Consider the following 26,047-nt stretch of genomic DNA (forward strand, 5'->3'; position numbering starts at 1 on the left):
ATTTGGCTTAAATAATGCATTTTAGCCTTTATTCGTGTCTTTTTAGCGTTAAAAAGACTTTTAATTATCTATTTTAAAAAGAGAGAAATAAGCCTATTCTCCGCCTTCTAACATATCTGTAAACAATGATAATTTTTGTAATGCCATCGCATGTACTGTTTTTCTAGGGTAACGGCCTAAACTATTAGGTACGCCTGCAGGTATGCCTAATAATAATTCTAATGATTGATCAATATCTTCCACAGCATGAATTGCAAACACACCTTGTTCAACAGCAGTAATCACTTCATCAGATAACATTAAGTTAATAACATTGGTACGAGGAATAATAACCCCTTGTTTACCTGTTAAACCACGGTCTTTACATAATCGATAAAAACCTTCGATTTTTTCATTCACACCACCAATTGACTGCACTTCACCATGTTGATTAATAGAACCTGTGATCGCGATGCCTTGATCGATAGGCAATTGTGTAATCGATGAAATTAACGCACATAACTCAGCCATTGAAGCACTATCACCATCAATATGTCCGTAAGATTGTTCAATGGCGATATTGGCTGATATCGAAACCGGAAACTCTTGTCCGTATTTGTGCCCTAGATAACCTGTTAGTAATAAAAAACCTTTTGAGTGAATAGATTTACCTAAATCAACTTCTCGCTCAATATCAGTAACACCTTCGCTACCAGCATAAACCGTTGCTGTTATGCGTGCTGGCGTACCAAAAACACTTTCACCAATTTCAAGTACAGTTAAACCATTAACTTTACCAACTTGTTTACCTTGCGTTGTTATTAATACTTGGCGTTCTTTAATTTCGCTCAACCAAGTTTCACTAATACGCCCTGTGCGTCTTTGTTTAGCTGCCAGCGCTAACTTGATATGTTTAGCTGTTAGATCACCTTTCTCATCCATTTTGTTCCGCAAGTAATTCGCTTCATCTAATAAATCATTTGAGTGAACAATATTGGCAGAAATTTTATGTTGGTGTTCTTCTCGTCTTAAAGCATGTTTAATTAATTCAACAATCGCATCGTCCGACACTGTTGGGTATTGATGTTTTTGAGCACGCTGACGAATCAAATTAGCATAGGCAATAAGGTTGTTATCATTCTTATCCAGGTATCTATCAAAATCAGCAAGTACTCTAAAAAGCTCATTAAACTCTTGGTCGTAAGCATGCAAAGTGTAATAAATATCAGCATCACCCAATAAAATTATTTTTACTTTTAATGGTATATTTTCTGGCTGAAGGCTGTACGAACCTGGTTGTGAAAACTCCGAATATGGATTTTCAATAGTTACTTCTTGAGTTTTAATAGCTAATTTAAGACGAGCCCATACAACAGGTTGGTTTAATACTTTTTCAGCATCAAGAAGTAGATAACCACCGTTAGCTTTGTGTAAAGCACCAGGTCGAATTAAACGATAACTCGTATAAGGATTACCTTGAAAACTTGCTGAATCAACATGTCCAAATAAGTTTTGATAGGTTGGGTTTTGTTCATATACAACCGGAGAACCTTCATGAGGTTCACGTGCAACAAGTAAGTTAGGCAAAAAATGTTCAACCATTAATTTACGGTTATCTTTGGCTTTTTGTTTTTCGTTATCTTCACCCACTAAAATGTCGAGTACGGTATCAACAACATGGACTTTAACTTTAGATAGATATTTTAAAACACCGATGTTACTTGAAAACTCATGTTCAAGTTCTTTTAATAAAGGTTGTATACTTTGAGCTGCAGTTTCATTTTTTAACTTTTTCAGTTTATCTATAGATAAACGTTTCCATTTAGGTAACTCTATTAGTTCTTCAGATAAAAGGCTTTCTAATTCAGTTACCGATTCATAAAAACTATTACGCTTTTCTTCATCTAAACTAGCTAACTCATTTTCATTTAATGGTTTACCGTCAACAACCAATGAAAAACCGATCTCCCCTTCTTCTTCAAATAACATGATGTTACTTTTTAACGCTGTTTCTTCAACTTTAGTGATTGCTTCATCATATTGTTGATTAAATGCTCGGTCTATCGCAGCTCTTTGACGCTGGTAACTAGGGTTATCAAACACTTCAGGAAATAATGCGATTAAATCATCGATAAAAGTATTTATACGGGCAACAAGTTGTTTACCGTCGCCAGGGCTTAAATACAATTTATAAGGTGAGTGTGTGTCATCAAAGTTATTGATATAGCACCATTCTTCAGGCGTACTTTGATTCTTAGCTAATCCAGTAAGCATCTGCTTTATCAAAGTTTGTCTGCCAGTACCATGCTCCCCCATGGCAAAAACATTAAAACCTATAGCATTCATAGCTAAACCAAACTCTAATGCTTCTTTTGCTCTTTCGTGCCCAACAAAAGGTTGATCAATTGTTTCTTTATCATGAGACTGAGAAAATAGTGACTCAGGTAAGTGTGCCGTTAAATGCTGAGGAGTTATCAAAGTGGTAACGGGGTCTAATGTCATGAAGATCTCACTATAAAGTTTAGAAAACAAATACTTTGCGGATAAAAGGATGAGGCTATAGTGTACTCTGAGATTAAGCTCTATAGCAAAGTGCTAGTGAATATTATTTATAAGATGGTGTAGATCAAGTTTTAGCAGAATTACGGGGTTAGGCTTTGTCTTTTAAAAGTTTTACCATCACATTTGATACATGATGAAAGCAAAGTAACATGATGTACTTGCTGTGTATGATGACAAGTTAAACATTTAACTTCGCCAAAACCAACATAATCACCCGCTTTATATAAGCCATCATGTACAAAATCCTCTTGTAGTTCAGCCCACTCAATTTGAGTTTGATCGGTAATTGATGAAAGCTTTGCCCAAAAGGTATCTTTGAGTAAGTCTAAATACAAAGAATGTTGAATGTCTGCTTGTGATTGTTGATAAAACTCGATTAAATCAAGCTTAAAATTAGAAATAAATTGTTGGTATTTTTCTTCAGGAATACTTTCAGCAGTTTTTAACCACGCTTTAGCTTCGTCTACTAACTCAATAACATGAGTTAATTCATGTGACTTAACATCATTAAACCATTGAATAAGTTGATTATATTTAGGATCTGAACTTTCTGGCTTTTTGGTCATATTATCCTCATTAATGAAATTCACAACAGAGAAAGGTATTGATATTACGAGTATAGTCAATATTCTTAAAAAACTTAAATTTGTTTATTTATAGGGTGCAGATAAGGTATTCTATGCACAATAATTTATCCTCTTATGCTATCAAGAGTGAGAACAATAACTTCTTGATTAAAAATCATAAGCAATCTTTTTGAATACCTGAGAAATCGTTAATGGAATCCATCTACAATCCCCAATCAATTGAAGCCGAAGTTCAGCAAAGTTGGACTGAAAATAAAACATTTGCTGCTGTTGATAATGCAGATCAAGAAAAATTTTATTGTTTAGCTATGTTCCCTTACCCAAGTGGTAAATTACACATGGGTCATGTGCGTAATTACAGCTTAGGCGATGTTATTTCTCGATACCAACGTATGCAAGGCAAAAACGTAATGCAACCTATGGGTTGGGATGCGTTTGGTTTACCTGCTGAAAACGCAGCAATCAAAAATAAATCAGCGCCAGCAAAATGGACTTATCAAAATATTGATTACATGCGTGGTCAATTAAAGTCTTTAGGTTTTGGTTATGATTGGGATCGTGAATTCGCAACATGTGACAAAGATTACTATCGTTGGGAACAATGGTTTTTCACTCAGCTTTTTGAAAAAGGCTTAGTATATAAAAAGAATGCTACCGTTAACTGGGATCCAGTAGATCAAACTGTATTAGCTAACGAACAAGTTATTGATGGCCGAGGCTGGCGTTCGGGCGCTATGGTTGAGCGCAAAGAAATTCCACAATGGTTTATTAAAATTACCGACTACGCTGAAGAATTATTACAAGATTTAGACCAATTAACTGATTGGCCTGAACAAGTTAAAACCATGCAGCGTAACTGGATTGGTCGCTCTGAAGGTGTAGAGTTAACTTTCAAAGTTGCTGATTCAGATGAAAGCTTTGATGTTTACACTACGCGCCCAGATACTTTAATGGGCGTAACTTATGTTGCATTAGCGGCTCAGCATCCTCTAACGTTAGAAGCTGCGAAAAATAATCCTGAAATCGCTGAATTTATCGAAAGCTGTAAAACAAATAAAGCCACAGAAGCTGATATGGCTGCTATGGAAAAGAAAGGTGTTGATACAGGCTTAAAAGCTATTCATCCACTTACCGGTGAACTAGTACCAGTTTGGTCAGCAAACTTTGTATTAATGGATTACGGTTCGGGTGCTGTAATGTCAGTCCCAGGTCATGATCAACGTGATTGGGAATTTGCCACTAAATACGGCTTAGAGATCACTCAAGTTATTGCAGGTACTGAAGACGACGATATTACAAAAGCTGCTATTACTGAGAAAAACACATTAATTAACTCAGGTGAATTTGACGGCTTAAACTTTAAAGAAGCATTTAAAGCTATTTCAGACAAATTAATTGCTGAAAACAAAGGTAATGTAAAAGTTAACTACCGCTTAAGAGATTGGGGTGTTTCGCGTCAACGTTATTGGGGTACGCCTATTCCAATGATCAACTTAGCGAATGGTGAATCTGTTGCAGTTCCTGCTGACCAATTGCCTGTAGAGTTACCTGAAGATGTGATTATGGATGGTGTAACATCACCAATTAAAGATAATCCAGCTTGGGCTAAAACAACTTACAACGGTGAAGAAGCTCTTCGTGAAACCGATACCTTTGATACCTTCATGGAATCTTCATGGTACTATGCTCGTTTTTGTTCGTCTGACGACAAAACACAGATGTTAGATCCTGAAAAAGCTAATTACTGGCTACCTGTTGATCAGTATGTTGGTGGTATTGAACACGCTATTTTACATTTACTTTACGCTCGTTTTTTCCATAAATTATTACGTGATGTAGGTTTAGTTAAATGTGACGAACCATTTAAGAGCTTACTTTGTCAGGGCATGGTACTAGCAGAAACTTACTACCGCGAAGCTGATAATGGCGCGCAAGAATGGATTGCCCCTACTGACGTTGAAGTTGAACGTAATGAGAAAGGCCAAATCATTAAGGCAACAAGCAAGTTAGATGGACAGCCTGTACTATCTGCTGGTATGAGCAAAATGTCGAAGTCTAAAAACAACGGTATTGACCCTCAACAAGTTATTCAACAATATGGTGCTGATACAGTTCGTTTATTTATCATGTTTACTTCACCGCCAGAGCAAACGTTAGAATGGTCTGATTCAGGTGTTGAAGGCGCACATAGATTCTTAAAACGTGTTTGGAAACTCGCTTATGACTTCACTCAAGAAGAAGCATTAACTGTAGAGCAAACATTAGCGAATGTTACATTAAATGCCGATCAAAAAGCATTACGTCGTGAACTACATAAAGCAATTGGTAAAGTAAGTGATGACATTGGTCGTCGTAATACATTTAACACAGCCATTGCTGCAATCATGGAGTTAATGAATCATTTAACTAAAGCTAAAATAGAAACAGTTGAAGATCGCATTGTTATGCAAGAAGCAATAAGAGCTGTTATCTTAATGCTTACACCAATTGTTCCTCATTTAAGTCATCATGTTTGGAATATTATTGGTGACGGCAAGCCAGTTGAAAATACAGCATGGCCTGTTGTTGATGAAAGTGCATTAGTTGAAGATGAAAAACTTATTATTGTTCAAGTAAACGGTAAATTACGTGCAAAAATTACAGTTGCTGCTGATGCATCGAAAGATCAAGTTGAAGCGCTAGGTTTTGCTGACGAAAATGTGACTAAATTTACTGATGGAAAAACAGTACGTAAAGTTATTTATGTTCCAGGTAAATTATTGAACATAGTAGCTAACTAGAGAAACAATTTTAGCTCCAACGTACACAAGGGTAGAAAATTTATTTCTACCCTTTTATTATCAGCGATTAACATAAGAGAAATATAACATTGAAAATAAACGTTAAAGCAAAACGCTCTACTTTATGGTTAAGCTTTATTTTAACATTTGGCCTAATTCAAGGTTGTGGATTTCATTTACGTGGTGATTACCTACTTTCACCGCAATTACAAAATATTCATGTAAGCTCTGTTGACAAACATGGCGAATTAACACGTTTAGTTAAGCAGCATTTACTGCTAAATAAAATCAACATCACACCTAAATCAACGGTAAATACCCCTGAGTTACATATCTTAAAAGATAGTTTAGACAGACGTACTCTTTCGGTATTCCCAAATGGTCAAGTAGCTGAATATGAGTTAATTTATTCAGTTAAGTATCAATTGATTTTTAGTAATGAAGACATCCGAACTTACGAAGTTGAACTCGATAAAGATTATCAAGATGATCCAAATTTAGCGTTAGCGAAAAGTCGTGAATTAACATTAATGTTAAGTGAAATGCGTAAAAAAGCTGCCGATAGAATATTGCGAAACTTAGCCAGTTTAAAAATATAATATTTTTATATATAAATAACATAACTCGCAACTAAGCCTAAATATAGACTCAAAAATTCACTAAACACTAAGCTATTTATTATATGCGTATATATCATAACAACTTATCATCTACTCTTAACCAAGGTTTTAAACCTATATGGTTAGTTTTTGGTGATGAGCCTTGGCAAAAGAATGATAGCTTAGCGACGATAAAAAGTAGCTATTTACAACAAGGGTTCGACGAAGTTATACGTTTCACAGCCGATGATAAGTTTGATTGGTCGAATGTTGTTAATGAATACCAATCAATGAGCCTTTTCTCTAGCCAACGTATTATTGAAGTTGAAATCCTCTCAGGTAAAGTTAACGAAGCTGCAGGTAAAACATTACTCGCCTTAAGTGAGCAATTTCATAACGATGTAGTGCTTGTTATCCACGGTCCAAAACTTGATGCGGCTCAACAAAAAAAGAAGTGGTTTAAAACCTTAGAAGACTTAGGCTGCTTTTTACCTATATACGACATCGAAGGTAAACAACTCAATCAATGGCTCAACCGCCAAATAAATCAACTTAAACTTAATATCCACCCTGATGTTATTCCTTTAATGATTGAGTTATTTGAAGGTAATTTATTAGCTTTAGATCAAGAGTTGCAAAAGCTATCTATTTTATTTGGTCAAAACCAGGTCACTATTCAAGATGCTGAAAAGATCATTATTAACCAAGCTAAATTTAATCCTTTTCAAGTGGTTGATACTTTATTAAAAGGTGACTTGAAAAAATGCGTCGCGATTCTTGATCAATTTCAGCATGAAGGTGCTCCCATAGGACAATTAGTTTGGTTTTTACATAAAGAAATATCTCAATTAATTGAAATGCAAGAAAAGCTCAAGCAAGGCGAATCAATTAATAATTTATATAAGACTTATCGCATCTGGGAAAAGAAAAAGCCACTCTACCAACATGCTTTAAATAATATGACTTATGGGAATTTATCTCATGGTTTAAGTCGATTAGCCGAAGTTGATTTGATCAGTAAAACATCCAGTGATTTTAATCCTTATATTCTACTTTCTGATATTTGTATCACCCTATATCACGGGCAAACCACCTCTACCCTGCCGTTAGATTACGAATATAGCTAATGACTAACCTTCAACCTAGCTCAGATAAAAGCCACCGCATTGGTATTTTAGGTGGAACTTTCGATCCTATTCATAAAGGTCACATAGAGCCGGCCAAACAAGCTTTAGCTAAATTTAACCTAGATAAAGTACTCGTTATACCTGCTCACAAACCTCCTCATAAATCAGGCACAAATGCTTCGACCATGCACAGAGTTAATATGGTTGAACTTGCCTGTGCTGATGAAAAAGGTTTTGAGCTCGATACTAGAGAAACCAAACGAACTAACCTTTCCTATACTTTAGATACCATCAATGAAATTAAAGCCGAATACCCTAACAGTGAACTGTTTTTTATTATGGGGATGGATTCTCTACTCAACTTTACCCGTTGGCATTTATGGGAAAGTATTCTTGAAAAGTGCAATTTAATTGTAAATACACGACCTGGCTATGACTTATCATCCATTAATTCTGAAACCAAAGATTTACTTAATAAGTACCAAGGTTCAGTGAATGATCTAGAGCCAAATAACATTTCTCCGAATAAAAACTTACTAACTAAAAATGCCTCTCTTGAAAAAAGATCAGGGCTTATTTTTTTGCATGACACAGACAAGCTTGATATCTCTTCGACTGAAATACGCCATAAAATATCTAATAAAGTTGAATGCTCGCAATGGTTAGCTTCTGACATAATTAAATACATTAAAAAACATACCTTATATTCAAACATCTGATATATTTTATTCTCAAATTAACTCTAAAAATAACCGAGACACTAACGAAATATTACCTAAGGTGGTGATTGAAGTTAAATGCAAGGTTACCTAAGAATTAAAAAGTGATATTATATAGCCCATTAATTAAATCATAGAGAACCCACGTTGGAAAATACTGCACTTAAAGCCTTTGTTATTGAAAAATTAGAAGACATGAAAGGCCGAGATATTACTGTTTTAGATATCTCAAAAAAATCAAGCTTTGCTGATTACATGATCGTATGTTCAGGCAACTCAAACAGACATGTTAAATCAATTGCTCAATCAGTTGCTATGGAATGTAGGGCCGAAGGTTTAGAACCTTTAGGTATCGAAGGTAATGATGTTGGCGAATGGGCACTTGTTGATTTAGGCGAAATTATTGTTCATGTAATGACTGAGTCGACTCGCGACTTATATCAACTAGAACAATTATGGGAATAATATAGTTTATTATGCGTATTACCCTTTATGCGGTAGGCAACAAAATGCCATCGTGGGTCACTGAAGGATTCAACGAATATTGTCGAAGATTCCCTCGTGATATGTCATTTCATTTAGTTGAAATTTCTCCCGGAAAAAGAGGGAAAAATGCAGACATTTCTCGAATTTTAGAAAAAGAAGGTGAGCTTACTTTAGCTGCTATCCCCAAAGGCAACAGAATTGTTACCCTTGAAGTAGAGGGCAAGCCTTGGACAACTCCTCAGTTAGCTCAACAACTTGAGCGTTGGCATCATGACAGCCGTGATGTTGCTTTACTTGTGGGTGGACCTGAAGGGTTAGCACCTGCTTGTATTCAAGCATCTGAACAAAAATGGTCTTTATCTCCTCTTACTTTACCTCATCCTATGGTAAGAATAGTTGTTGCTGAAAGTTTATATCGTGCGTGGAGCATTAATAACAATCATCCATACCACAGAGAATAACAACGGTGTCAGCACGTAAACGCATATCGATAAAAAATCACACTGCAGAAGCTAACTTATTTGCCCGAAGAGTATTAATTGCTTTTATTGGGGTGGTAATTATGTTGCTGATTTTATTTAATAATATCTATAACTTAGAAGTAGAGTCTTACGATAAGTATAAAACCAAATCAAATTCAAACCGCATAAAGGTGCTTCCTGTAGCCCCCAACCGTGGTCTAATATACGATAGAAACGGTGTACTTTTAGCTGAAAACAAACCTATTTACAGCTTAGAAGTGATCCCTGAAGATGTTAAAGATATTAAAGAGCAACTTTCAGCAGTTAGTGATTTATTAGATATAAGTGAAGAGAAACAAGAAAAAGTACTTAAATCTTTACGCAGTAAACGTCGATTCAAACCTATTGAAATACATTCAAGATTAAGCGACCAACAAGTTGCTATTTTCTCTGTGCATCAACATAAATTCCCTGGTTTTTTTATTGATGCTCGTTTAAAACGTTATTACCCTTTTGCTGACTTAACCACCCACTCAGTTGGTTACGTTGCCCGGATCAATCAAAGAGATAACATAAAACTTGAAGACAAAGGCATAGCAGACAACTACAAAGCTACACGTAATATAGGTAAGTTAGGATTAGAAAAGTATTATGAAGAAATGCTCCATGGCAGCATTGGGCATCAAGAAGTAGAAATAAACAACCAAGGTCGGATCATCAGAACCTTAAACTTTACTCCTCCAATACCAGGTAAAGATCTGACATTAAGTTTAGATATTGAATTACAAATGATCGCCAAGCGAGCCTTGTCAGGTAACAGAGGCTCAGTTGTTGTAATGGACCCACGTACCGGTGAAATACTAGCGATGTACTCAAATCCAAGTTATGACGGTAACTTGTTTGTTCATGGTATTAGCACTAAAAACTATAATAAATTAAGAAACTCTAAAGACTTGCCTTTTATTAATCGAAGTACTCAAGGTCTATTTCCTCCAGCTTCAACCATTAAACCTCTTATTGCTCTAACGGGTTTAGAAGAAAAAATGATCACTCCTGAATTTGAGATTTATGATCCAGGGTTTTATCAGTTAAAAGGTGTTGATACCAAAAGACGTGACTGGAAAAAATGGGGTCATGGCATGGTTAACTTAACTAAATCTTTAGAGCAATCTTGTAACATCTATTATTATGATCTGGCATTTAAGCTTGGCATAACACGCATCAGTACTATGATGGAAAAATTTGGTTTTGGTGAATACAGTGGTATCGACATTCATGAAGAGCGTAGCGGAACTATGCCCAGCGTTGAATGGAAAAGAGCACGATATAATCAACAATGGTATACCGGCGAAACCTTATCTGTAGGCATAGGACAAAGTTACTGGACAGTTACTCCTATTCAGCTAGTTAACTCGATCAGTATACTTGTTAATAAAGGTGAGATAAGAATTCCTCATTTATTAAAATCAACCACTGAGACAATTAATACAATAGTTAACAACAAGGTAGAAACTGAAACCATGACTACCGATATTGTTTATGAAGACAAACCACCAATCGTAATAAGTGAACCTAAAAACTGGGATTATGTGCTTGATGGCTTGCATAACACAGTACAAAAACGTGGTGCCACAGGTTATAACGCCTTTAAAGGAAGTACTTATGATGCAGCAGGTAAAACAGGCTCAGCGCAAGTAGCTAACATCAAACAAGATGAAAAATATGATGCAGCAACCACCAGTGAAAACCAACGAGATAATGCCATGTTTATTGCATTTGCTCCTTATGAAGCGCCAGAAATAGTGGTTGCCGTTGCAATAGAAAACGTGGCTAAAGGTGGCGGCGCAAGTAATGCTGCACCGGTAGCACGACAAATAATGGATCAATACTTTGGTGATAGAGTTATTGTCAGCAAAGACTCTAGCCGTCATCCACACCATAAAAATGTTTATGGTGAAAAACATCTGAGTGTACATTAGTGAGAACTTCAGGCCAAGATCATCAAAAACAACGAACAATTCTGCAACGAATACATATAGATATTCCATTACTTATTGGTATTTTAAGCCTAATGATTTTAGGGCTTTTTGTTGTTTACAGTGCTGGTGGACAAGAATTCGGCATCGTTATTAGGCAATCTATTCGCTTAGGTATTGCTTTAGTTGTTATGTTTGCCGTAGCACAAATCCCCCCCATGGCTTATCAAAAATGGGCTGTAGCTATGTTTATAGTCGGCTTGTTGATGCTTATCTGTGTTCTTCTCTTTGGTCATGTAGGTAAAGGAGCGCAGCGTTGGTTAGATTTAGGTTTTATGAAGTTTCAACCCTCTGAGGTTATGAAGCTTGTAGTACCTATTACTATTGCATGGTTTTTAAGCCAGTACGACTTACCTGCAAAAATATCTCATATTGTTATCGCATTCATCTTAGTATTATTACCAACATTACTTATTGCGAAACAACCTGACTTAGGTACATCTTTACTTATCGCAAGCTCTGGAATTTTTGTTATATTTTTAGCAGGAGCAAGCTTAAGACTAATAGGTGTTTGTGTAGGTTTAGCCTCCGCTTTTGCCCCTATATTATGGTTTTTCTTGATGCAAGATTACCAAAAACAACGTGTACTCACTTTTTTAAATCCAGAGCAAGATCCATTAGGTTCGGGTTACCATATAATTCAATCTAAAATAGCTATCGGTTCTGGTGGTATTCATGGCAAAGGATGGTTGCAAGGCACACAATCTCAGCTTGAATTTTTACCAGAAAGACACACCGACTTTATTTTTGCTGTTTTCAGCGAAGAGTTTGGTTTAATTGGCGTATCTATTTTATTTGCCGTGTATTTAGCTATAGTAATACGTGGCCTTTATATTGCGATTAACGCGCAACAAGCATTTACAAAATTATTAGCGGGAAGTTTAACCCTCACCTTTTTTGTTTATGTATTTGTTAACATAGGAATGGTATCTGGTTTATTACCTGTTGTAGGTGTACCTCTCCCGTTAGTCAGTTATGGCGGTACATCTATGGTAACCTTGATGGCCGGTTTTGGAATGATAATGGCAATAAGTACAAATAAGCGAGTTCATGCCTAAAAGGAAGTAAATTGTGATAAAGAAAAGTAACTTTTTAGTATTACTCATTATATTGATTAGTGCATGTAGTTCTAATACAAGCAGGTACAAACAAAAACACGACAGCATACCTACTCGCATCCCAACATCTGCGGAACTTGTTGATGCAGTTCCAAAAGATGAACCTTACAGTCGAGGCGGAAATAAAGACTATAACGTGCGTGGCAAAGACTACAGTGTTCTAAAGTCAGAAAGTAACTTTAAGCAAACCGGTATAGCCTCTTGGTATGGTAAAAAATTTCACGGCCATTTAACATCTAATGGTGAAATTTATGACATGTATAGCATGACAGCAGCTCACAAAAACTTACCCTTACCTACTTATGTAAAAGTCACTAATCACCTAAATAAAAAGTCAGTTATTGTGCGTGTAAATGATCGAGGTCCTTTCCATGAGAACCGAATTATCGATTTATCCTACAGCGCAGCATTCAAGTTAGATATGCTAAAAAAAGGCACAGCAATAGTTACCATTGAAGCCATAAATACAGATAAAGAAATTGAACGAGAATTATCTCCTATTGGTTACATACAAGTTTTTGCTACACAGCACCAACATATTGCAAATCAAACAGCAAACACCTTAAAAACTAAATACCCTTATGAAGTAAGCACGCCTTATGAAAATAACATATATCGCGTAAAGCTCGGACCATTCATCAATCAAATGAAACTTGAAGAAGCTTTACTTAAAGTTAAACAAGATGGTTACCCAAAAGCCTTCAAAAGTTATATAAAATAAACACTTTTAGTATTTAATTAGAGGTCATGTTAACCATTTCCTCTTTACCACTAATTTATATAATATCGCTACCTTGTAGGATAATTATCATTCTCATTTAAATTATTTGATTAAAATACACGAAAAGTAACAACTTCCGATTGGTTATGGCATAGCAATCAAAAATAAAAATGCTATACTGCAGAAAAATATTGGCTTTTAAAATACCAATCACAATAACCAATTGAACATTTATACTTGTTTAAATGACCAACTACATCGTTATTTATTTAATAATTAGAATAACTAGTTATAACAATAAATGCCTTGTATTTGAGCATTTATACTTCGTATAAAATAGGTCAATTCATTAATGCGTTTGGTATAACAATAAAATATAGGAACATTATGCTTATCTCTATGACGAAGAATTTGCTTTCGTCACGCGCAAAAATCTTCACTCTGCTTGGAACATTATCTCTCAGCGCAATTCCCGTAGTTCATGCAAATAATATTATCCCTGCACCACCTTCAGTGAATGCAAAAGCACACATCCTTATTGATTACACAACAGGTAAAGTTATTGCGGAAGAAAATGCCGACAGCTTACTAGCTCCAGCAAGTTTAACTAAAATGATGACAAGTTATATCATCGGTAAAGAATTAGCTTCAGGTAATATAAAAAATGAAGATAAAGTTACTATTAGTGAATTAGCTTGGGCAAAAAACTTTCCAGATTCATCTAAAATGTTTATTGAAGTAGGCACAGAAGTATCTGTTAGCTTATTAAACCAAGGTATTATTGTTGCTTCAGGTAATGATGCTTGTGTGGCTATGGCAGAACATGTTGCTGGTAGCGAAAGTGCATTTGCAGACTTAATGAATGCTCATGCTGAACAACTAGGTATGAACAGCAGTTATTTTGAAAACAGCCATGGTTTAGACAGCCACGAACATAAAACAACCGCTCGTGATATGGCAACTTTAGCTAAAGCACTTATTCGTGATGTACCTGAAGAATATAAACTATACAAACAAAAATCCTTTACCTACAACAACATCAAACAATATAACCGTAACAGTTTATTGTGGGATAAAAGTATGAATGTTGACGGTTTGAAAACCGGTCATACTTCGCAAGCAGGTTATAGCTTAGTCACTTCAGCTACCAAAGGCGACATGCGTTTAATTAGTGTAGTAATGGGAACTGATAGCGAAAGAGCGCGTAAAGTAGAAAGTAAAAAATTACTTAACTACGGATTTAGATTTTTTGAAACTTATACTCCTTACGCAGCCGGTGAGAAGTTTGTTACTAACCGCGTATGGATGGGCGATGTTCCAGAAGTAGATTTAGGTATTTTAGAAAGTACACCTATTACTATTCCACGTGGACAACGTAAAAACCTAGAAGCAAATTTTGAATTAAGCAAACAACTTACAGCGCCATTAAGCAAGGGCGAAATAGTAGGTAAAGTATTTCTTCAGCTTAATGGTGAAGACATAGCTGAATACCCATTGGTAACACTACAAGAGATCAATGAAGGCGGTATGTTCAGTCGTTTGATGGATTACATTAAATTACAATTTGCTAATTAATCATTGAGCCTATTAAATTAAAATAGCTTAAAATCAGGGATACTTAATGTATCCCTTTTTATTACCTGTACTGCCTACAGCTTTAAACCATTCAAACAATTCTTTAATATGCACCTCAATAAAAAGTAAATGAAAAAACTTATAAGATGGTATTAGCCCTACAGCCTAAATTAATGATAAAATATATTTATAACGTTAAAACATAAATCAATATCCTTAACCCGATAGATCTAGGTAAAAAAATGCAAACTAAGTTTGATGAATTATTAGAATTCCCTACCGTTTTAAACTTCAAAGTAATGGGTGTAGCTTGTGACGAGTTACCTGACCTTATTATTGGTGAGTTACAAAAACATACACCGGGTGATTATTCTCCAAAGATAAAGCCAAGTTCAAAAGGTAATTATCATTCAGTTTCTATTGCGGTAACCGTTACAAGCAAAGATCATATTGAAACCATTTATAAAACCTTAACAGCTATTGAAGAAGTACGCTACGTACTTTAATTACTCCCTTAAAAGCTGTGCGGTGTAATGTCACTTTTATTCTTTTATAATATTCCATATACATTAAAGGCCAATGTATGAATGATACTTTGGTAGTTAGGCAACTAAACCAAGTCGATTACACAACTGTTTGGGAAGCAATGAAAAGCTTTACCGATAGCCGTAATGATGAAACTTTGGATGAAGTTTGGTTGGTTGAACACCCCGCTGTTTTTACACAAGGACAAGCAGGTAAAGAAGAACATCTACTCTGCCCTGGTAATATTCCAGTAGTGAAAGTAGATCGTGGTGGACAAGTAACTTACCACGGACCAGGACAACAAGTACTCTATGTATTAGTTAATCTACGTAGGCGAAAAATGGGCGTTAGACAGCTTGTTACGCTTATTGAAACAGCCATCATTGATTCACTCAATGATTATGGTATTACCGCATTAGCAAAAGCGGATGCCCCTGGTGTTTACATAGATAACAAAAAAGTTGCCTCTTTAGGTTTAAGAGTTCGAAAAGGATGTTCTTTTCATGGCTTAGCGCTAAACGTTAACATGGATTTATCACCTTTCTTATTAATTAATCCTTGTGGTTACGCAGGTTTAGAAATGGTTCAAACATCGACATTGAATGGACCAGAAAATATTTTAGAAGCAGGAGAGTCTTTAGTTAAACATATAAGCACTCTTTTAAATTCAAACACTATTGTTTATAAAACAGGGTTGGAAACATTAAATGACAACTAAATCATCACGTATAGAAGCGGGTACTAAATTACGTGACGCCGAAAAAATGGCGCATATTCCAATTAAAGTCGTTACATCAGAAAGAGAAACCATGCTGCGTAAGCCTGAATGGTTACGTATTAAATTACCAAGAACGACAGACCGTATTGACGCGATAAAATCAGCTTTACGTAAGCACGACTTACATTCTGTATGTGAAGAAGCATCATGTCCTAACCTGTCTGAATGCTTTAACCACGGTACAGCAACCTTTATGATTTTAGGTGATATTTGTACACGTCGTTGTCCGTTCTGTGATGTAGGTCATGGTCGTCCTTTAGCTGTAAATCAAGACGAACCTAAAAAACTTGCACTTACATTAAAAGACATGGCATTAAAGTACGTTGTAATTACCTCTGTTGATAGAGATGATTTACGTGATGGCGGTGCTCAACAATTTGCTGAATGTATTAAAGAAATTAGCGTACATTCTCCGAATACTAAAGTTGAAATCTTAGTTCCAGATTTTCGTGGTCGTATGGACAAAGCATTAGAAATACTAAATGCTCACCCTCCTCATACATTTAACCACAACATGGAAACAGCGCCACGTTTATATACAAAAGCTCGTCCAGGTGCTAATTACCAATGGTCATTAGATTTATTGAAGAAATTTGGCGAAGCTAATCCTACTGTTCCTACTAAATCAGGCCTTATGGTTGGTTTAGGCGAAACTAACGAAGAAATATTAGAAGTAATGCGTGATTTACGTGCTCATGGTGTGACTATGCTTACCATTGGTCAATATCTACAACCAAGTAAGCATCACTTACCCGTTGAGCGTTACGTTCATCCTGACGACTTTGATATGTTCCAAAAAGAAGCAATGAAAATGGGTTTTGACCATGCAGCCTGTGGTCCACTGGTTCGCTCTTCGTACCATGCCGACAAACAAGCAGCTGGTGAAGAAGTTAAGTAACATTTACTTCTCTGAAAGCTTGATAAAGGTGAACTAAATTTAGTTCACCTTTTTTATGTCTGATATATGGCTAAAAGGTTTCGCTGGTTCTTATCTTTAACCTACTGTTTTTATAATACTAATCCCTAAACGTTTAGCTAATCGGCTTAAATTGGCTCTATCTGTTCCTAATCGCTTAGCTGATAAACTCCAATTTCCTCCCTCTTCTGTTAGCACTTCTGTGATTAACTGTTTCTGAAACTCATCCACTTCATGTCTTAAATTTATGGCTGAATGAGCAATACGACTTGTGGGTACTGCAGCTCTTTGATGAGTTGTTATCTTATTATGAGAAAGTGCGTCATTTGATAACTCGTCACAATCATTCAGTGTTATTTTAACAATAGCTTTCTCTTTTTGTCTTGCAAAAGCTTTTAATGCGGCTCTACTCAACAAATGCTCTAATTCTCGAATGTTCCCAGGCCATTGATAACTTGATAAGTAGTCGAGTACTTCAGGCGATATTTTCAGTTGTTTAATACCTAATTTACGTTTTGTTTTCTCAATAAAAAAACCAGCTAGTAAAGCGATATCACCATCACGAACTCTTAAAGGCGGTACTTCAATAGGATATACATTTAAACGATGAAACAGATCCGCTCTAAAAGTACCTTTTTCAACTTCATTTTGAAGATTACGATTAGTTGCCGCAATAATTCGAACATCAACGGTTATTACTTTGTCTTGCCCTACTGCTTGTATCTCATTACTTTGAATAGCCCTGAGCAATTTACTTTGTGCAGCTAAAGGTAACTCACCCACTTCATCTAAAAATAAGGTACCACCATCCGCAATCACAAATTTACCTGCCCGGTTCTTGTCGGCTCCCGTAAATGCGCCTTTAACATGTCCAAACAATTCACTTTCAATAAGATTATCCGGCAAAGCTGCACAATTAACATAAACAATAGGCGAAGCTTTTCGCGAAGATTGTTGATGAATATCATGAGCAACAAGTTCTTTGCCTGAACCACTTTCGCCTTGAATGAGCACATTGAATTGTGATGATGCTACTAAAGTGATTTCTTTTTTTAAAGCCAACATTTTTGCGCTTTGACCAATTAACTCGTTCTGCTCTGCAACCACGTTAGGTTGACTTAGAGCCGCAACAACTTGATTAGAATGATCAATATTTCGCTCTAGTTGCTCAAGAGTAAGGGCTGTATTTAAACTTACTGAAGCCATAGCAGTGATAACTTCTAGCGTTCTTTCGGGAATATCATCAAAAATATTAGGAATTAAACTGTCGAGTGTTAACACACCAATAAGCTGATCTTCAAAGTGCAAAGGAATGCCCATACATGAATGAATAGGTAAATCACCATCTCGACCAATCAATAAACCATCATAAGGATCAGGTAATGAACAATCACTTGGGAATCGAACAAACCTTTCTGATTGACAAATTTGGGCTAGGCGAGGATGTTCATCAATAACAAAACGACGTCCTAAAGTGTCTTTAGTTAGCCCCTGTAATGCTAACGGAACAAGGTTATCCCCCTTTACAGCTAACACAGCAACAGCTTCACATGTGATTGCTTTTCTTATGGTTGAAAGCAAGTTATCGAAACGATCATTACTGGTTAAGCTTTTAGTTAAGTTTAGCGACAATTCAATTAATGCAGCGGAAGAAATTTCGTTCATGTTATATCGTTTTTTCAATATTTTACTCACCATGTCATATAAAAAAAAAGAAGTCAAAATGACTACGAACAATCATGAGTCATTTTGACTTCAACAGGAAATAAAAAACACTAAACAACTGATATAAAAACAGTTAACAAACATGGCCTGAGTCTTGATATAACTAAATATATAAATAATTTATTACTGCATTCTAAGTATAAAATAACGAGGTGTTAAATGTTGAAATACAGTATTTTGCATAGTGTTTTCCCAAGTTTCTTACCAAACACTTTACCAAGTCTCTCATCAAATGACTTATCACATCATCATTCAACAACCCGAGTGGATTATGCGTTATTTATAACATTTGGAAATTATCTCACTATGGTCTCGTTACTCGTTATGACAATAAGCATACTTGTAAGTTACGTGTTTACTGAGCACTTCAGTTTAGGTGTACAAATAATGGCTCATATCAGCACCATTATCAGCGCAGCAATAGCGAAAATAGCTTATGTTATTCGATGCATAGGCGCTCATGGTTTAGGGCATAAGGCATTTTAATATGACAAACAATTTATTAAAGATAGAAGAACCTGTTAACTCAAAGTCTAAAACCCACTCATTACTCACAACAAAATCTATTTTTGCTCATGTGATTTTTGATCTGCCTTTTAGGAGTCATTTTCTTCTGGCACCAGCGTTTGCCGTTACTTGCTTAACCTTATGGTTAGCTTTTTTAAATGGAGTGTTTAGCTTCAATACAACAGGATTAACACCTGTAGTTTGGCATCTTCATGAAATGATTTTTGGGTTTTCAGCTACCATCGCCGTTGCTTTTATTTTAACTGCATCACAAACCTGGACTGGAGTACGCAGTTTACATGGCAAAGCTTTAGCTCTATTAATTTTAGTATGGTTAATTGTTCGTATCGCTCTACTCATCAACACTGAATACTCTGTATATACAGCTTTAGTTTTACAAGCTATTTGGTGGATAGCGGTTATCTATATTTACACTAAACAAGTCATATCAGCACAAAATAAAAGAAATTATTTATTTATCGCCATGCTATTTTTGATGGCATTAATGAATACGTTAGTCTTAGTGACGGATATTTCAGGAAGCACAGACATAGCGCTGCATTTATCACGTTCTATGATTTTAGTGTTTGTTTTACTTATGTCTTTAATTGGTGGTCGTGTTATCCCATTTTTTACTGTACGTGGCGCAAATACAGAAGCGATTACAACACCTAACTGGCTTAATTTTTCATTAATCATAGTGTCTTTATTCAGCATAGTTGTGTTCATCTTAAGTGGCTTTTTTGATTTATCTGTAATGCCTGCCATTTTTATAATTACGGCAAGTATTTTACATTTCATTCGTTTACTACATTGGCGCCCGCTTAAAACCTTATCTGTCCCTCTATTATGGTAATTACATATTTCCTATTTGTTTATTGCATTAGGACTATTAATGCTGGGATTAAGTTATTACAACATCGGCATTAGTTTCAGCGACGCTCTACATTTACTTACTATTGGCGCTATGAGTTTGATGATACTGGCTATGATGAGTCGAGTGTCTCTTGGTCATACAAACCGAGCATTAAAAGTGAAGAACATTATCGCTTTCAGTTTTTTAATTATGCTTGTTGCCGCCTTAACACGAGGCTTTATGCCTTATTTCCCTACAGAGCTATTTCAAGCTGTGCACGTAAACCCCACTCTTTTTGCATGGAGTTTAAGTGCTGCGCTTTGGGTAATCGCCATGCTTATATTTTTGAAAGTTTACTGGCCAATTTTAACAACAGAAAAACAACAACAATCTTGATTAAATCTTTTACCTTTATTAGTTAACGACTTAGGAGCTATCCATGTTAACCACAGAACATATCAACATAGTAAAAAGTACAATCCCATTATTAGAAAGTGGCGGCACAGCAATCACAGAACATTTTTATAAGCGCTTATTTACTTATAACCCTGAGTTAAAAGATATTTTCAATATGAGTAATCAGGAGACTGGTCGTCAAAAAACAGCATTATTTGAAGTAATTTTAGCTTACGCTAAAAATATAGATAATCTTGCTGTACTAAAACACGCAGTTGAACGTATAACACAAAAACATACTAGCTTTTATATTCAACCTGAACATTATCAGGTCGTAGGTTTACATCTGATTGAAACCTTAAGAGAGTTATTACCTGTGCAATTCACACAACAAGTAGAAGATGCGTGGACTTCTGCCTATGGTGTTTTAGCTACAATCTTTATTAATAGAGAAGAGGAGTTATACAGTGAACGTGCTGCAAGTTTAGGTGGTTGGCGAGGTAAACGTGCATTCTGTTTAGTTGATAAAATTGTTGAATCTGAATTTGTTACCAGCTTTATATTCGAACCTATGGATCAACAACCAACAATGACTCATCAAGCAGGTCAATTTATTGGTATAGAATTAACGCCAAAAGATAGTAAGCATGTTGAAATAAGACAGTATTCTCTTTCTACTACGTCGAATGAGAAAAGTTATCGAATATCGGTAAAGCGTGAACTCGGTGAAAAGAATGGCTTAATGTCTAATCATTTACACGATAATTTAAAAATAGGCGACTTAGTAGATTTACATGCGCCCGCTGGAGATTTTATTTTAATTGCTGATGCTGCACCTGTTGTTCTAATTTCTGCGGGTGTTGGAATAACACCTATGCAAGCCATGTTAGAAGAATTAGCTGAAGCAAATGCTGCTCAACCTGTGCATTACCTTCACGCCTGCGAAAATTCAGCACAACATTCATTTGAGCAACGTACACATGATTTATGTAATGAAAACAATTGGCAATACCATACTTGGTACAATAATGGAGAAGCTAATAAGCCAAACACATCTCAAGGTTTAATTAACTTCAAGCAAGTTAATTTACCGAAAGACGATGGCAATTTTTACCTATGTGGACCTGTTGGATTTATGAAGTTTGCAAAAGAGGAATTAATAAAACTTGGCGTTAGCGAGAGCCGCATTCATTATGAGGTATTTGGTCCTCATTCAACGTTGTAAGATTAAATAACCTGAGATCGGCTTAATATATTCTTCTCTAACACCTACTTTTCCTTGCTTCATCGTTAAATTTACTTGCAATAGGCTAGCTATTGACGCGAAATTTGCCTTGAAGAAAGAAAAACTATCAAGCTAGAGTATAAGTTAAATTTTATTAGTAATTATTTCAATGAATTAAAAACATCTTAAACCGAGTTTAGGTTAAATATAAAGATTGAAGGTAAAACCAAGTGATTGGAGTTACCTTCAGTTTTACTTTTGTTAGTTTAATTCGTTAAATATTTTTATGGTTGGTTTTAATAAAGAGAGTAAATATCGCACCAACAAATGCAGCCAACACCGCCATATCAAAGGCATTAGTTGCCCCACTTCCTTCTAACCAAAGTGTTCCAGCATAATAAGCACCAATACCTCCACCTACACCATAAACGCCACCAATATAAATAGCTTGCCCTCTATTTTGCTGGCTAGGATCAAAATGTTGTTGTAAGAATTGAATCGATGCACTGTGATATAAACCAAAACTTGCCGCATGAATTAGTTGTGAAAGAACCATAATAATCATAACGTCGCCAAAGTGTCCCATCAGGAACCAACGTAAAGCCGTAATCATCAAACTAAATATTAAAATGCTTTTAATACTAAAATATTTAAATATTTTACCCGCATAAATAAAGATAGTTATTTCAGCTACAACCCCTAACGATATAAGTAAGCCGACAGCTATAGTTGGATACTCTAAATCTCTTAAATATAAACCAAAGAAGCTGTAGTAAGTACCTAAACTGAGTTGTAATAAAAGCCCAGCAATAAAAAACACAGCAAAATTCACATTAAACAACTTATCAGTAATTGATGATGTTTTTGTGATTTGAGACTTTTTAATTCTAGATTGTTTTACTAAAAGCGTAGATATAAACAACCCAAATAAAATAACAAACCCTACATAAGTGAAAACCTCAGAACTAAACTTTTCTATCAGCTCGCCAGTTATTACAGCAAAGAAAATAAAACCTATACTGCCCCACAAGCGAATACGTGCATAAATTTTAGGGCTTTTTCTAATAGAATTTAACGTCATCACTTCGATTTGCGGTAAAATCGCATTCCAAAATAAACTAAAGGCCGCTAAACAAAACACAATTGGCCAATAATCATTAAGCCAAAAAAGAAAGGTAAAAAGTGCACACGCTAAAAAGGCACCTAACCTGATAATGCCAAGCTGCTGTCCTGTTTTATCTGCCAAAGCAGCCCATAAAGTCGGACCAATTATTTTTGTCGCAGCAATAATAGCGAGCATTTCACCTATTTCTTCAGATGAAAAATTCTTTCCATCTAAATAAAGTGGTAAAAAAGGAATGATCAAACCCAATAAGCCAAAATACCAAAAATAGCTAAACGAGGAACGGACAAACAATAAAGACTTCATTCATTTACCTTAATAAATAAAATGCTTAAACAATGATTGGGTTAATAATGACGATGAGTTGTAGTTAAAGTAAAGCTGGTATCAAATAGACATGATATCAGCTTTTTTGTAGATCAGATTATTACTTAGAAATGTCTGGCGTTTCACACATAACATCAGCATTTTGAGCTCGGTTACGCATAAAGTGATCCATTAGAGTTAAAGCTAGCATAGCTTCAGCAATAGGTACTGCACGAATACCTACACATGGATCATGTCTACCTTTGGTGATTAAATCAGTAGATTCACCCTGCTTGTTAATGGTTTTTCCACTTACACCAATACTTGATGTTGGTTTTAAAGCAATGTGAGCAACAATACTTTGTCCTGAAGAAATACCACCTAACACGCCACCTGCACTATTCTTAGCAAAGCCATTTGGTGTTAATTCATCACGATGTACAGAACCTTTTTGATTAACTACTTCAAAACCATCGCCAATCTCAACACCTTTAACGGCATTAATTCCCATTAAAGCATGAGCAATATCAGCATCTAGTCGATCAAAAATAGGCTCACCCAAACCAACAGGAACATTTTCAGCAACAACGGTTAATTTAGCACCGATAGAATCTTTCTCGCGCATAATGCCACGTAGGTATTCATCAAGTTGCTCAAGCTTATCTTCATCAGGGAAGAAGAATGGATTCGTTTCTACTAAATCCCAATCATATTTCTCAGCTTTAATATCAGCTATTTGTGTTACACAAGCTCGAATAACAATACCTAATTTTTCTTTTAGGAACTTCTTAGCAACAGAGCCAGCAGCAACACGCATCGCAGTTTCACGAGCAGAAGAACGCCCACCACCACGATAATCACGAATACCGTACTTTTGCCAATAAGTATAATCAGCATGGCCAGGTCGGAAGCTTTCAGATATGTTGCCATAATCTTGTGAACGTTGATCTTTATTTTTGATCATCAACCCAATTGGCGTACCAGTCGTTTTACCTTCAAATACACCCGACATAATCGTTACTTCGTCATCTTCACGGCGAGCAGTAGTAAAGCGGGATTGACCTGGTTTACGACGGTCGAGATCTATTTGTAGATCCGCTTCCGTTAATGCTAAACCTGGAGGGCAACCATCTATAATTGCGCCTAAACCTAAACCATGGCTTTCACCATAAGTGGTTACTGTGAATAATTTTCCGAATGTATTGCCTGACATACTGAATTAACTACCTTTGTTAATATAAATTAATACCAATAAAAAATAAGTTGTTGGGTAATTTTAGATTAATCGTTTTTATTCTAAATTTTATCTAACTCAACATTTATATACTTATTTTGCTATTGCTATATAAACTGAAATTAAACATTTTGTTTAAAAATGTCTGAAAATTCTTGTAATTCTGCTTTAGTTAGCATGAAAACACCATGACCGCCGCGTTCAAATGTTAACCATTTAAACGGTACTTCAGGATAAACAGAGCTAACATGTATTTGTGAATTGCCTACTTCACAAATTAATATACCATTTTCTGATAAGTGTTCGGCACTTTCTGCTAAAATTTTTCTAACAATATCAAGACCGTCTTCACCACATCCCAAGCCCATTTCTGGTTCGTGTAAATACTCCTGTGGAAGTGAATCTACATCTTCTTGGTCTACATACGGAGGATTGGTCACAATTAAATCATAAACTTGCCCTTCAACCCCAGAAAAAACGTCAGACTGAATTGGAATAACTTGTTCAGATAAACCGTGGTTCTCTATATTGATATTAGCAACATTTAATGCATCTATAGATAAATCTACGGCATCAATATCAGCATCAGGAAAAGCATAGGCGCAAGCAATAGCAATACAGCCGCTGCCTGTACATAAATCTAAAATTCTTACCGGTGAATTTTGTTCACTAATAAAGGGCGAAAATTTCTTTTCAATAAGTTCACCAATCGGAGATCTTGGTACAAGTACACGTTGATCCACATAAAAAGGTAAATTTGCGAAGACGGCCTGATTAGTTAAATAAGCCGCAGGAATTTCTTCTACTATGCGCTTTTCAATAATAGTAAGTACCTCTTGCTTCTCATCTGCGGTTAACTGACAAGTAAATACTTGCTCAAATAAGTCTTCTGGTAGATTTAAAGTAAACATGATTAATGAAATAGCTTCATCCCATGCGTTGGCCATACCATGACCGAAATAAAGGTCAGCTTGGTTAAATTGACTGGCTGCAAATCTAACGAAATCGCCTGTTGTATTTAATTGCTCATTAATTGATGAAAAATTTAACGCTTTCACATGGTGTCCTATAGGATTATGTATTATTCAACTGAACTGACTAATTTACTTGTGATTAGTGATAGATGTTTTTAAACTTACCTGATGAAACTAAAAGACAGCTTAACGCTACAAGAAAAACAACTCTTTAAAGATGCTATAGGTAAAGTAAAACCTATTGTACAGGATAAAATCCTCCCCTCAAAGAGAAGTACAGCAACGAAAAAGCTTATTAAAGAAAAAGAATCTAATCAGCAAAACGCACAGTTTTACTTCTCTGACGATTTTGAACCGAATCTTAATCAGCAAGGGCCGTTAAAATATACTAGAGATGATGTAGATACTTTTGAAACTAAAAAACTTAGAAGGGGCGACTATGCACCTGATCTTATTTTAGATTTACATGGATTAGATCAACAGCAAGCTAAATTAGAAATAGCCGCATTGTTATTTGCCTGTCAAAAAGAACATGCTCACTGTATTTGTATTGTTCATGGCTTAGGCTCAAGAGTTCTCAAAAATAAAGTACCTCATTGGTTAGTTCAGCATCCTGATGTCATGGCTTTTCATCAAGCACCTTTAGAATGGGGTGGAAACGGAGCTATTTTAGCTTTAGTAGAAATAGAAGATAAGTTTGGTTAATCATACGAGATGAGCTAAATATTAATC

22 protein-coding genes and 1 pseudogene are annotated in these 26,047 nt (G+C 35.6%); 17 read left to right on the forward strand and 6 right to left on the reverse strand.

What is annotated here, in order from left to right; genetic code table 11:
* Positions 1–93 precede the first annotated feature (93 nt).
* Positions 94–2,481, reverse strand: a complete 2,388-nt coding sequence (locus Q5N69_RS14290) for an ATP-binding protein (protein WP_304369704.1) — start codon at positions 2,479–2,481, stop codon at positions 94–96.
* Positions 2,482–2,621: 140 nt separating this feature from the next.
* On the reverse strand, positions 2,622–3,107 hold the full coding sequence (locus Q5N69_RS14295; RefSeq protein WP_304369706.1) for a hypothetical protein: 486 nt from the start codon (positions 3,105–3,107) through the stop codon (positions 2,622–2,624).
* Positions 3,108–3,319: 212 nt separating this feature from the next.
* On the opposite strand from Q5N69_RS14295, the gene leuS reads away from it, so the two are divergent.
* The 13 genes from leuS to lipA all read left to right on the forward strand — a co-directional run bounded on the left by leuS (position 3,320) and on the right by lipA (position 16,951).
* Entirely contained in the window at positions 3,320–5,908 is a 2,589-nt protein-coding gene (leuS, locus tag Q5N69_RS14300) for a leucine--tRNA ligase (protein ID WP_304369707.1), read from the forward strand.
* An 89-nt stretch (positions 5,909–5,997) separates the two neighbouring features.
* Positions 5,998–6,507, forward strand: coding sequence for an LPS assembly lipoprotein LptE (lptE, locus tag Q5N69_RS14305; RefSeq protein ID WP_304369708.1), 510 nt, complete (start codon positions 5,998–6,000; stop codon positions 6,505–6,507).
* Between the two features lie 83 nt (positions 6,508–6,590).
* Positions 6,591–7,634, forward strand: a complete 1,044-nt coding sequence (holA, locus tag Q5N69_RS14310) for a DNA polymerase III subunit delta (protein WP_304369710.1) — start codon at positions 6,591–6,593, stop codon at positions 7,632–7,634.
* Positions 7,634–8,353: a nicotinate-nucleotide adenylyltransferase gene (gene nadD, locus Q5N69_RS14315; protein ID WP_304369711.1), complete on the forward strand. Its 720-nt coding sequence runs from the start codon at positions 7,634–7,636 to the stop codon at positions 8,351–8,353. Before holA ends, nadD begins: the two co-directional genes overlap by 1 nt.
* 147 nt (positions 8,354–8,500) lie before the next feature.
* Positions 8,501–8,818: a ribosome silencing factor gene (gene rsfS, locus Q5N69_RS14320; RefSeq protein ID WP_304369712.1), complete on the forward strand. Its 318-nt coding sequence runs from the start codon at positions 8,501–8,503 to the stop codon at positions 8,816–8,818.
* Positions 8,819–8,829: 11 nt separating this feature from the next.
* Positions 8,830–9,300 (forward strand): 23S rRNA (pseudouridine(1915)-N(3))-methyltransferase RlmH, encoded by a 471-nt coding sequence (rlmH, locus tag Q5N69_RS14325; RefSeq protein ID WP_304369714.1) that lies wholly within the window; start codon positions 8,830–8,832, stop codon positions 9,298–9,300.
* A gap of 5 nt (positions 9,301–9,305) precedes the next feature.
* Positions 9,306–11,279, forward strand: a complete 1,974-nt coding sequence (mrdA, locus tag Q5N69_RS14330; protein WP_304369715.1) for a penicillin-binding protein 2 — start codon at positions 9,306–9,308, stop codon at positions 11,277–11,279.
* Complete coding sequence (rodA, locus tag Q5N69_RS14335; RefSeq protein WP_304369716.1) at positions 11,279–12,394, forward strand: rod shape-determining protein RodA; 1,116 nt, start codon at positions 11,279–11,281, stop codon at positions 12,392–12,394. Before mrdA ends, rodA begins: the two co-directional genes overlap by 1 nt.
* Positions 12,395–12,407: 13 nt before the next feature.
* Complete coding sequence (locus Q5N69_RS14340) at positions 12,408–13,175, forward strand: septal ring lytic transglycosylase RlpA family protein (protein ID WP_342866498.1); 768 nt, start codon at positions 12,408–12,410, stop codon at positions 13,173–13,175.
* Positions 13,176–13,562: 387 nt separating this feature from the next.
* The gene (locus tag Q5N69_RS14345; protein ID WP_304369718.1) at positions 13,563–14,750 is read left to right on the forward strand and encodes a serine hydrolase; all 1,188 of its coding nucleotides are present in this window, start codon (positions 13,563–13,565) and stop codon (positions 14,748–14,750) included.
* A 242-nt stretch (positions 14,751–14,992) separates the two neighbouring features.
* A complete protein-coding gene (gene ybeD, locus Q5N69_RS14350) occupies positions 14,993–15,256 on the forward strand; it encodes a DUF493 family protein YbeD (RefSeq protein WP_304369719.1) in 264 nt (87 codons plus the stop codon).
* Positions 15,257–15,333: 77 nt separating this feature from the next.
* The gene (gene lipB / locus Q5N69_RS14355; protein ID WP_304369720.1) at positions 15,334–15,993 is read left to right on the forward strand and encodes a lipoyl(octanoyl) transferase LipB; all 660 of its coding nucleotides are present in this window, start codon (positions 15,334–15,336) and stop codon (positions 15,991–15,993) included.
* Positions 15,983–16,951 (forward strand): lipoyl synthase, encoded by a 969-nt coding sequence (lipA, locus tag Q5N69_RS14360; protein WP_304369722.1) that lies wholly within the window; start codon positions 15,983–15,985, stop codon positions 16,949–16,951. The genes lipB and lipA overlap by 11 nt, the downstream gene beginning before the upstream one ends.
* A gap of 96 nt (positions 16,952–17,047) precedes the next feature.
* Here the strand turns inward: lipA and norR are convergent, their stop codons facing one another.
* The gene (norR, locus tag Q5N69_RS14365) at positions 17,048–18,634 is read right to left on the reverse strand and encodes a nitric oxide reductase transcriptional regulator NorR (protein ID WP_304369723.1); all 1,587 of its coding nucleotides are present in this window, start codon (positions 18,632–18,634) and stop codon (positions 17,048–17,050) included.
* 219 nt (positions 18,635–18,853) lie between these two features.
* Between norR and Q5N69_RS14370 the strand changes: the two genes are divergently transcribed.
* The 3 genes and pseudogenes from Q5N69_RS14370 (at position 18,854) to hmpA (ending at position 21,678) form a co-directional block, all read left to right on the forward strand.
* Positions 18,854–19,180 (forward strand): hypothetical protein, encoded by a 327-nt coding sequence (locus tag Q5N69_RS14370; RefSeq protein ID WP_304369725.1) that lies wholly within the window; start codon positions 18,854–18,856, stop codon positions 19,178–19,180.
* 1 nt (position 19,181) lies between these two features.
* A pseudogene (locus tag Q5N69_RS14375) lies at positions 19,182–20,453 on the forward strand (NnrS family protein).
* A gap of 43 nt (positions 20,454–20,496) precedes the next feature.
* On the forward strand, positions 20,497–21,678 hold the full coding sequence (gene hmpA, locus Q5N69_RS14380) for an NO-inducible flavohemoprotein (RefSeq protein WP_304369726.1): 1,182 nt from the start codon (positions 20,497–20,499) through the stop codon (positions 21,676–21,678).
* 274 nt (positions 21,679–21,952) lie between these two features.
* Here the strand turns inward: hmpA and Q5N69_RS14385 are convergent, their stop codons facing one another.
* From Q5N69_RS14385 to prmB, 3 genes are all read right to left on the reverse strand, one after another.
* Entirely contained in the window at positions 21,953–23,107 is a 1,155-nt protein-coding gene (locus tag Q5N69_RS14385) for an MFS transporter (RefSeq protein ID WP_304369728.1), read from the reverse strand.
* A 121-nt stretch (positions 23,108–23,228) separates the two neighbouring features.
* Positions 23,229–24,320 carry a chorismate synthase gene (gene aroC / locus Q5N69_RS14390; protein WP_304369729.1) on the reverse strand — a complete coding sequence of 364 codons (1,092 nt, stop codon included), beginning with the start codon at positions 24,318–24,320 and terminating at the stop codon, positions 23,229–23,231.
* Positions 24,321–24,463: 143 nt separating this feature from the next.
* The gene (gene prmB, locus Q5N69_RS14395) at positions 24,464–25,399 is read right to left on the reverse strand and encodes a 50S ribosomal protein L3 N(5)-glutamine methyltransferase (protein ID WP_304369731.1); all 936 of its coding nucleotides are present in this window, start codon (positions 25,397–25,399) and stop codon (positions 24,464–24,466) included.
* An 84-nt stretch (positions 25,400–25,483) separates the two neighbouring features.
* On the opposite strand from prmB, the gene smrB reads away from it, so the two are divergent.
* Positions 25,484–26,020: an endonuclease SmrB gene (gene smrB, locus Q5N69_RS14400; RefSeq protein ID WP_304369733.1), complete on the forward strand. Its 537-nt coding sequence runs from the start codon at positions 25,484–25,486 to the stop codon at positions 26,018–26,020.
* Positions 26,021–26,047: the final 27 nt, after the last annotated feature.

It is taken from the genome of Pseudocolwellia sp. AS88 (assembly GCF_030551755.1).
Lineage (GTDB): Bacteria > Pseudomonadota > Gammaproteobacteria > Enterobacterales > Alteromonadaceae > Pseudocolwellia.

Bases quoted from the DNA above. Each gene is read 5' to 3' on its own strand.
- holA (WP_304369710.1), top strand. From the start codon at position 6,591: ATGCGTATATATCATAACAACTTATCATCTACTCTTAACCAAGGTTTT.
- lipA (WP_304369722.1), top strand. From the start codon at position 15,983: ATGACAACTAAATCATCACGTATAGAAGCGGGTACTAAATTACGTGAC.
- leuS (WP_304369707.1), top strand. From the start codon at position 3,320: ATGGAATCCATCTACAATCCCCAATCAATTGAAGCCGAAGTTCAGCAA.
- aroC (WP_304369729.1), bottom strand. From the start codon at position 24,320: ATGTCAGGCAATACATTCGGAAAATTATTCACAGTAACCACTTATGGT.
- hmpA (WP_304369726.1), top strand. From the start codon at position 20,497: ATGTTAACCACAGAACATATCAACATAGTAAAAAGTACAATCCCATTA.
- Q5N69_RS14295 (WP_304369706.1), bottom strand. From the start codon at position 3,107: ATGACCAAAAAGCCAGAAAGTTCAGATCCTAAATATAATCAACTTATT.
- ybeD (WP_304369719.1), top strand. From the start codon at position 14,993: ATGCAAACTAAGTTTGATGAATTATTAGAATTCCCTACCGTTTTAAAC.
- Q5N69_RS14345 (WP_304369718.1), top strand. From the start codon at position 13,563: ATGCTTATCTCTATGACGAAGAATTTGCTTTCGTCACGCGCAAAAATC.
- norR (WP_304369723.1), bottom strand. From the start codon at position 18,634: ATGAACGAAATTTCTTCCGCTGCATTAATTGAATTGTCGCTAAACTTA.
- Q5N69_RS14370 (WP_304369725.1), top strand. From the start codon at position 18,854: ATGTTGAAATACAGTATTTTGCATAGTGTTTTCCCAAGTTTCTTACCA.
- rlmH (WP_304369714.1), top strand. From the start codon at position 8,830: ATGCGTATTACCCTTTATGCGGTAGGCAACAAAATGCCATCGTGGGTC.
- smrB (WP_304369733.1), top strand. From the start codon at position 25,484: ATGAAACTAAAAGACAGCTTAACGCTACAAGAAAAACAACTCTTTAAA.
- nadD (WP_304369711.1), top strand. From the start codon at position 7,634: ATGACTAACCTTCAACCTAGCTCAGATAAAAGCCACCGCATTGGTATT.
- Q5N69_RS14290 (WP_304369704.1), bottom strand. From the start codon at position 2,481: ATGACATTAGACCCCGTTACCACTTTGATAACTCCTCAGCATTTAACG.
- Q5N69_RS14385 (WP_304369728.1), bottom strand. From the start codon at position 23,107: ATGAAGTCTTTATTGTTTGTCCGTTCCTCGTTTAGCTATTTTTGGTAT.
- lipB (WP_304369720.1), top strand. From the start codon at position 15,334: ATGAATGATACTTTGGTAGTTAGGCAACTAAACCAAGTCGATTACACA.